General features: G+C 71.3%; 5 protein-coding genes and 1 riboswitch. Of the genes, 2 read left to right on the top strand and 3 right to left on the bottom strand.

The annotated features are described in order from the left end of the window. The 3 genes from BFF77_RS26565 to BFF77_RS26555 all read right to left on the bottom strand — a co-directional run. Nucleotides 1-1152, bottom strand: a 1152-nt coding sequence (locus BFF77_RS26565; protein WP_211280318.1) for a hypothetical protein, incomplete at its 3' end; no start/stop codon positions are given. A 392-nt stretch (nucleotides 1153-1544) separates the two neighbouring features. Next, entirely contained in the window at nucleotides 1545-3848 is a 2304-nt protein-coding gene (locus tag BFF77_RS26560; protein WP_066954474.1) for an esterase-like activity of phytase family protein, read from the bottom strand. A 274-nt stretch (nucleotides 3849-4122) separates the two neighbouring features. Then, entirely contained in the window at nucleotides 4123-5847 is a 1725-nt protein-coding gene (locus BFF77_RS26555; RefSeq protein WP_066954471.1) for a PA14 domain-containing protein, read from the bottom strand. A 172-nt stretch (nucleotides 5848-6019) separates the two neighbouring features. Continuing rightward, nucleotides 6020-6166, top strand: a riboswitch (SAM riboswitch). A 43-nt stretch (nucleotides 6167-6209) separates the two neighbouring features. Between BFF77_RS26555 and BFF77_RS35970 the strand changes: the two genes are divergently transcribed. Together BFF77_RS35970 and BFF77_RS26550 are read left to right on the top strand one after the other, a co-directional pair. After that, nucleotides 6210-6347: a hypothetical protein gene (locus BFF77_RS35970; RefSeq protein ID WP_169922732.1), complete on the top strand. Its 138-nt coding sequence runs from the start codon at nucleotides 6210-6212 to the stop codon at nucleotides 6345-6347. 132 nt (nucleotides 6348-6479) lie between these two features. Next, entirely contained in the window at nucleotides 6480-7385 is a 906-nt protein-coding gene (locus BFF77_RS26550) for a glutathione S-transferase C-terminal domain-containing protein (RefSeq protein WP_066954468.1), read from the top strand. The last annotated feature ends 156 nt before the right edge of the window (nucleotides 7386-7541 follow it).

Genomic DNA, 7541 nt, shown 5'->3' with positions numbered 1-7541 from the left:
TCCGCCTCCGCCGCCGACGTCGATGGTCACGGGGCCGGCGTTGGCTCCCGCCTCGGCCTTGAAGCCGCCGCCGTCACCGGCCTCCTGGCTGGTGGTGATCACCAGTTTCTCGGGGTGGTGCGGGTCGCCGTTCTCCTTCTCCTGGTCGTAGGCCGCCGCGTCGTAGGTGACCGCGACCTGCTGCATCCTCTCACCCGTGGCCACCCCCACCGCGCCCGCCGTGCCCTTGACGGTGAAGGTGTAGATGAAGGTGATCTTCCCCGCGTTCTGACCGGTGTTGTGACGCATGACCACCACGTCCTCGGTCATCGTGCCCGACAGCACCTCACCCGAGATCTTCCCCAGATCCTTGGGACCGTCGCTCTTCCCCGCGTCCTTCCCGCCCTTCCCGTTGCTCTTGAACTTCCCCCCGAAACTCACATTCCCCGACACCTCGGTGGACGTCTTGGTGATATCGACATCCGGCGCGCGCTCCGGCGGGAGGTCGGGCTTCTTCTTGCCGGCGTGGTAGCCGCAGATCAACCCGAGTTCGGAGGAACGGGGGCCCGCCGGGCGGCTGTTGCAGTCGTCCATCGCCTTGAGGTACTCGGTGAACTGCTTGGCGTCGGCGAGGTTGGCCTCCAGGTCCGACTGGGGGTTGCCGGTCTTGTTCCCGTTGAACAGCCACTGGCCGCCGCTGCCGCTGCCCGCCAGATACGTGCCGCTCAGCTTGGCGCTGCCGCCCCAGTCCTTCAGCCCCGGAATCCCCGCGGAGATGCTCGCCGTGACCCCGCCGCCGGTCTCGGTGACCCGCTCCAGCGTGACCGTACCGTCGGACCACTGCTGGAGCTTGACCGTCTCCGAGGCGCTGATCTTGATGAAGACCACCTGGATGACGACGGTGTCCTTGGTCTGTTCCTGGGACAGCAGACACTTCGCGGGCTCGAACGGATCGCCGTTGGGAACGAAGGGATCGCCAGGATTCCCGCCTCCGCCATCGCCTCCACCGCCGTCCCCGTTCCCGCCGTCCGCGAAGTCACCCGAGGCACACGCCTCGCCCCCGCTCAACGGGTGAAGAATCCGGCACACCTGCGTCTTCAGCCCGGTCGCCGTGTCGGCGGGCACACTCAGCCCGACGATCGCCGCCACCACCAGCGACACCACCCCGACCATCGCCGCGTACTCGGCCCCGCCCTGCCCTCGATCACCCCACCGGCGGTGCCCACGCCCGTGCCCATACCCGTACGACCTTCGGAACCCGCCGGCGCCCTTCACCTGTTCTCCCAGCTCACGCCCTCGTAACCCCCCGAGCGGACGCAGCCTAAGGACGGATCAGGGCCCATACGCAGGGCCCACGGACCCACTCAAGGGCCCAGTCGCGGCCGATCCGGCGGGCGTTCACGCGCCGGTCGGCCAACGCACCCCTCGGGGCCGTCCGCTGTCCTCCGCGGCGACGGCCGGGCGCGGGCCGGGCGGCGACGCCGACGGCCGCCGGCGATGCGCCGGCGGCCGTCGGGTGTTCTGTCGGGTGATGTGCGAGGCGGCGCCGATGAGCGCCGGGCGGATCAGTGGCGTCCGAAGATCTTCCTGCTGGAGCCGAGGTGCAGGAAGACGGTCTCCCCGGTGGCGTTGTCCAGGCCGTCGTTGTCGGTGACGGCGTAGACCTCACCGTCGCCGGCCACGGTCAGGCCCTCCAGCTTCTCCTGCGTCCAGCCGTTCGTCGCGCGCAGGTCGGGCAGCACGTCGTGGGCGAGCTTCTTCGGCAGTACGGGCAGCGAACCCGCCGGCGACGCGGACTTCGGCAGGTCCACCGTGTAGACCCGCTTGATTTTGGCGGCCGGGCCGTTCAGCTTGTCCCGCTCGATGACCGCGAGCTTGTCGCCGACCACGGTGATCTCGGAGAGGCCGATCCAGTCGCCCGGGGTGGTGGTGCCGCCGATCCGGTAGCCGTACCAGCTCCAGGTGCCCGCGGCGACGTCGTACCGGCCGAGCCGGACGATCCCGGCCGGGTCGGTCTTGACCTCACGCTGGAGCGTGGCCCAGACCACCTCGCGACCGCCGCGGTCGGTGGTCGCGGTGACCCCTTCGAAGCCCTGGCCGCCGAGGCCCGCGGCGACATCCGCCGGCAGGGGAACGATCTGCTGGGTCCGCCCGGCGCTGTCGAGCCGGACCAGCTTGTTGTCCGCGCCCTTCGCGCCCTCCACCGCGAGCCAGAAGCCGCCCTGCGGCCGGGCGTGGATGCCCTCCGCGTCGTAGCCGACCGGCCGGCCGTCGGCATCCTTGACGGTCAGCGCCCTGGTGATGAGCGCCGGCTGCCGCGCCGTGTCGACGGTCAGGATCCTGGTGGGGGAGTACACGGCGTCGGTGACGCTGTAGAGCTGGTGCGACCTGCCGGGTACGGCGGAGAGAGCGCCGAGCGCGCCCCAGCCGATCGGCGCGCCCGTGGAGTCCGGCGCCGACACGATGCTCGGGAACGCGGGGGTGCCCTTGCCCAGGCGGAAGAGGCTCACCGAGGCCCGCACGTTGGCCGAGGCGTCGTCCTCCTCGCTGGAGACCGCGAGCAGGTCGCGTGACGGGATCGGCAGCAGCCCCTCGGGGCCGTTGGTGGTGGCCAGGACCTGGCGGAAGACCGGGGCCGTCGGCCGGCTCAGGTCGTAGACGGCGACGAAGTTGCTCCGCTCCGAGCCGACGAAGGCGTAGCGCACGCCGTCGAACTCGGCGATCGCCAGGCCCTCCGGCTCGGTGCCCTTGTTCTCGGACCGGTCCTCGTTGTGCAGCCCGTGGCGTACGGCGAGGGCCTCGAAGGTGTTGCCCGCGTCCCAGACGACCTTGCCGGTACGGCTGTCGAAGATGGTCCAGCCCCGGGTGCCGCCGCGCCAGTCGCCCTCGTTGGCGGTCGCCAGGTAGCGGTCGTCGATCCAGCCGACCGAGTCGGGCTCGCGCGGTACGTCGGTGATCGAGCCGGTCAGGTCGATCGTGCCGTCCTCGACCGTGTCGATACCGCTGACCGACGCCGTACCGGCGCTGAAGGCCTTGGTGATCCTGCCGGTCGGCAGGTCCAGTACGACAATGCCGTTGTTCTCCTGGAGGGTCACCACGAGCTGGTTGCGCCCGTTGACGGAGACGTACTCCGGCTCCGGGTCGGTCGGCTCGGTGATCCCGGCGGCGGCCAGGGCGGGCAGTGCCCTGCCGTCCGATCCGGTCAGCGGCACGGCCCGGGTACGCCACTTCTTCGGCGAATCGCCCTTGAGGTCGACGATCTGCACGAAGCCGGCGGGAAGCTGGGGCAGGTCGCCCTCCTCGCCTCCGGGCGGGGTCGCCTCCTCGTCGCGCTCGTTCTCGATCGCGATGGCGGCGTACCGCTTGTCCTTGCTGATCGCGATGGAGTCGGGCTGGCCGCCGAGGTCGTGGCTCGCCACCCGCTTGCGGTCGCGCAGCGAGATGACGTCGAGACGGCCGGACGGATCGGTGTACTCGGCGCTGGTGTTGACCACCACCAGGACGTACTGGCCGACCACGGCCACCGAGGTCGGCTCGTCCTCGGCGTCGCCGAGTTCGGTCAGCGACAGCGTTCCGAGCCCCCGCGGGCTGTCGGGCCTGCTGATGTCGAGGAAGCCGATCCGCCGGGCCGCCGCGTCGGTGTAGACCAGGGTCCGGCCGTCCTCGCTCGTCGCCGAGATCTCGGCGACGGTCGTGGTGGCCGGGTCCTCGCCGGCCGGCCGGTTCTGGAAGACCGGGTAGGTCGCGGTGCGGTCGAAGGCGACCGGCCGCCGCGATTCCTGATGCGCGCTCGCCGCGCCCGTGCCGGCCAGCAGTCCGGCGGCGACAGCTACGGCCACGACCGCGGCGTAGGTTCTCTTCGGGGGCATCGTTTCTCCGTTGCACGACATTGCACGACATGGACGGAGCAAGATCGTCCCACTTGCGGGCAAGCACGGAACGTCGCCCGGATGAACAACCGACGAAGATCATCGATGCCGCGCGGTACCGCCGGTGCGGCCACCGCGGAGGCAGGCGGCACCGCGGGCTGTGTCGCCCCGGTCCCCCGGTCGGTGACCTCGCGCCGGCATGGCGACGCGGAGACATGGCGAGGGGCCGGGAGGAGGTCGTCCGCCTCCTCCCGGCCCCTCGGCGTCGTTCAGGTCACCGCTGTGGTGGTGCGGTGACCGCCCAGTCGCCCGAGGGCAGGGATTCGGTGCCGTCCGCGGCCACCGCCGTCACCCAGTAGTACGAGGTGGTGCCCCGCCTCGCGCCGGTGTCGAAGTACACGAAGGCACCGCTGCCGAGTTCGGCGATCCTCTCGTACGCGGCGGTCGCGGGGTTCCAGCGGTGGACGCGGTAGCCGCCCGCGGCCTCCGGGGCGGATCCGCCGAGACCCCTCCACCTCACCTCGTTCCCCTCGTCCCCCTCCGCCGCGTACACCGTGACGTCCAGCGGTGAGCCCTCGGGCGTCGGCACGCTCGGCGTCATGTCGAGTTCGGTCGCGGACACGGCCTCGGCCGTCCCGGTCCATCGGAGGGAGGAGTTCCCGGCGGCGTCGATGGCGTCGATGTAGAAGCAGGCGCGCTCACCGTCGGGAAGGCCGGTGTACGTGTACGAGGTGGTGTCCGCCCACAGGTACTCCACCAGGCTGCCGAAACAGCGCTGTTCCTCGCCCTCGTCGCCGATGATCTCGCCCCGGTGGACGGTGTACTTGGCGATGTCGGCGGCCGGATTCGCGTCCCAGCCCAGATCGAAACCGTACTCGGTCGGGGTGACGGTCAGCCCGGTGACGGCGGGCGGCGCAACGAGGTCCCTGCTCCTGCCGCCGACGACGGCGGACCGCCCGGACTGGTTGCCCGCCGCGTCGAGGGCGGTCACCCGGTAGTAGTAGGAGACGCCGTCGACCGCCGAGGTGTCCCGGTACGAGACCTGGTCCGTGGTGGCGACCTGGGCGAACGCGCCGTCCGACCCCACCGCCCGGTACACGCGGTACGAGACCGCTCCCGTGACCCCGTGCCAGCCGATCAGCAGCCCGTTCGTGCCGGCGGCGGCGGTCAGCCCGGAGGGGGCCGCGGGCGCGGTCCGGTCCACGGTGGTGACGGCCTGGTCGGCGGTGCCGGCGGATTCGTTGCCCGCCTTGTCGTACGCGCGGACCTCGTAGTAATAGGTCTCGCCGGTCGCGGGCACGCTGCCGTCGGTGTAGGACGCCGCGATCGTCGTCGCCAGGGGCTTGGTGCCGAAGGAGGCGCCCTTGACGCGGCGGTAGACGCGGTACCCGCCGAGGTCCATCTCCTTGTTCCTCGACCAGCTCGTCCTGGCCTTGCCCGTGTTCCTGTCGTACGTCGTCGACGGGCCCGTGGGCATGCGCGGCGCGACCTTGTCGACACCCGCGGAGATGCGGGGCTCGTAGACGAAGTTCACCTCCGCCTTCCCGGTCCAGTGGACGAAGTCGACGCGCAGCGTGTGCTGCCCGGCCGGGACGGTGACGTTGACGGTCTTCTTCTGGGGCGTGGAGACGTTCTTCCAGAGATCGAGCTTGCGGGTGCCGTCGAGATAGACACGGACGCCGTCCTGCGCGGTGACCGGCAGGGAGAAGGGACCGCCGGAACCGAAGTCGCGGGTGACGGACCAGCGGACCGAGAAGTTGTCCTTGGGCAGACCGGCCACGGGGGCGCCGGTGCCCCACTTCTCGCTGATCATGCTGTCGCAGTCCGTCTTCTTCGGGGTGCCGGAGAAGGTGGTGTTCGCGAAGAACTGCCGTTTGTACACCGGCGAGGGACAATTGACAACGGCGAAGGCCGGAGCTGCCCCGGCGAGCAGACCGCCCGCGGTGGCGAGCACAACAGCGCTGGCGGCCAGGGCCGTTGTGCGGCTGGCTGGTTTCATTCCGTCCTCTGGTCGGATCATGACGGCCGCAGGAGGCCGCTCGTGATCACGACTCGCGAGGCGGGGACTTGGTTGTACGGTCCGGGGCGCCGGACGATCGTCCGACTCCGGCCGGATCCCGCCGTACCGCCTTCTTGACGGCCCATCGGAGCACACTCAGACTGTTCGTGACGGTCACGATTGTCAGCGCTCACCCGCGCGGGATTCCCTGCTCAGGTGGGTCATCGGCCCCGGCCCGCTGACAGGCAACCCTTCCACTGCGACGGGGTGCCCCGGGTGACGACCAGGTCCCACCCCGGCGGTGGGGCAAGTGCGGTCTCGTAGTCTCGCGAGGCCCGACGAACGGGACGGGACCGGCGCAGATGCCCAGGACATCGCGGAAGAACAGAAGCGCCCGCCGGACCTTCCGGCCGGCGCCGCTGCCGCGTCCGCGCCTGCTGACCAAGCGCCGGCACATCGATCTGCTGCGGCTCCGCAACGGCTGCGCACCGGCCGCCTGAGCAGAACCGGTCCGCAAACGCAGTTCCGGGTCCGGGCGTTGTGCGCTGCCGCGCGCCGCCGGCCCCTCCTCCCCGTACGGCCACCGGCGCCGAAGAAGCCACCGGGGCTCCACCGCACCCCTGGAGAGAGCCATGTCCGAGACCTTTGCCTCCCGCGAGACCATGCCCGAGACCCTGACGCGGACGTCCTTCCCGACGGCGCTCCCCGATTCCCGCCCCGGCACGCCCCCGCGTTTCCGCGGCCGTATCGGCGCCGATCTGGCTGGTGGGTACTACCCGGCGGCCCACCGCTACCACCTGTATCTCTCGCCCGGCTGTCCGAGCTCACTGCGTGTCTCGATCACCCTCGGCCTCCTCGGACTGGAGGACTCGGTCGGCACCACCCCCCTTCCGTCCCCGGCCGGCGCCCCCGACGCGCTCGCGGCACTGCGCACGGCCTACGCGACGACCCGGCACCGCTACGACGGCCCGCTGACCGTGCCCGCGCTGTGCGACCTGTGGAGCGGACGGATCGTGAGCAACCACACTGCCGACATCCTCGACGACCTCGCCCTCCACTTCGCCGACCAGGACGACACCGAGCTGCCCCGCCTGCGGCCCGCCGCCCTGGCCGACGACATCGACGCCGTCCGCGAACTCCTCGGTGAGGACCTCGCCCAGGCCCCGGCGCCGGACCCGGCGCTGGATCTTCTGGAGGGCCGGCTGGCCTCGCATCCCTATGCGCTGGGCGAGACGCTGACGGCCGCGGACGTGGATCTGTGGGTGGCCCTCGTCCACCTGGACGCCGACGGTCTGCGGCGCGTCGCCGCCGACGGCCGCCTCTGGTCGTACGTACGGCGGCTGGGGGCCCATCCGGCCTTCCACAAGATCCCGCGTACCGACATTCCGCGCACCGACGTTCCGGGTACGGAGGGGAAGCGGGAACACGGCGGTGAGGATCTGTGTTCACCCGGGAGGGACGAGAACGGCGCCGCGGACCGGAGCCGGGTCCCGGTGCCGGCGGGTCAGGAGTGCCGGCCCCAGGCCCTGGCCTGCTGAACCGGGCGGAGCCTACGGCGATGGCGCGAACGCGAGCCCGGCACGGCGCGAGCCGGCCGGGACGGAGGTGACGGCGGTGCGGGACGTTCCTCGGCGGCCCCTGGTCACCATTGCCATGTACACGCGGCGGCACATCGACCTCCAGCGTGTCGCCGC

The organism is Streptomyces lushanensis (assembly GCF_001700515.1).
Taxonomy (GTDB): Bacteria; Actinomycetota; Actinomycetes; order Streptomycetales; family Streptomycetaceae; genus Streptomyces; species Streptomyces lushanensis.
This window is presented reverse-complemented; position numbering and strand designations above follow the sequence as displayed.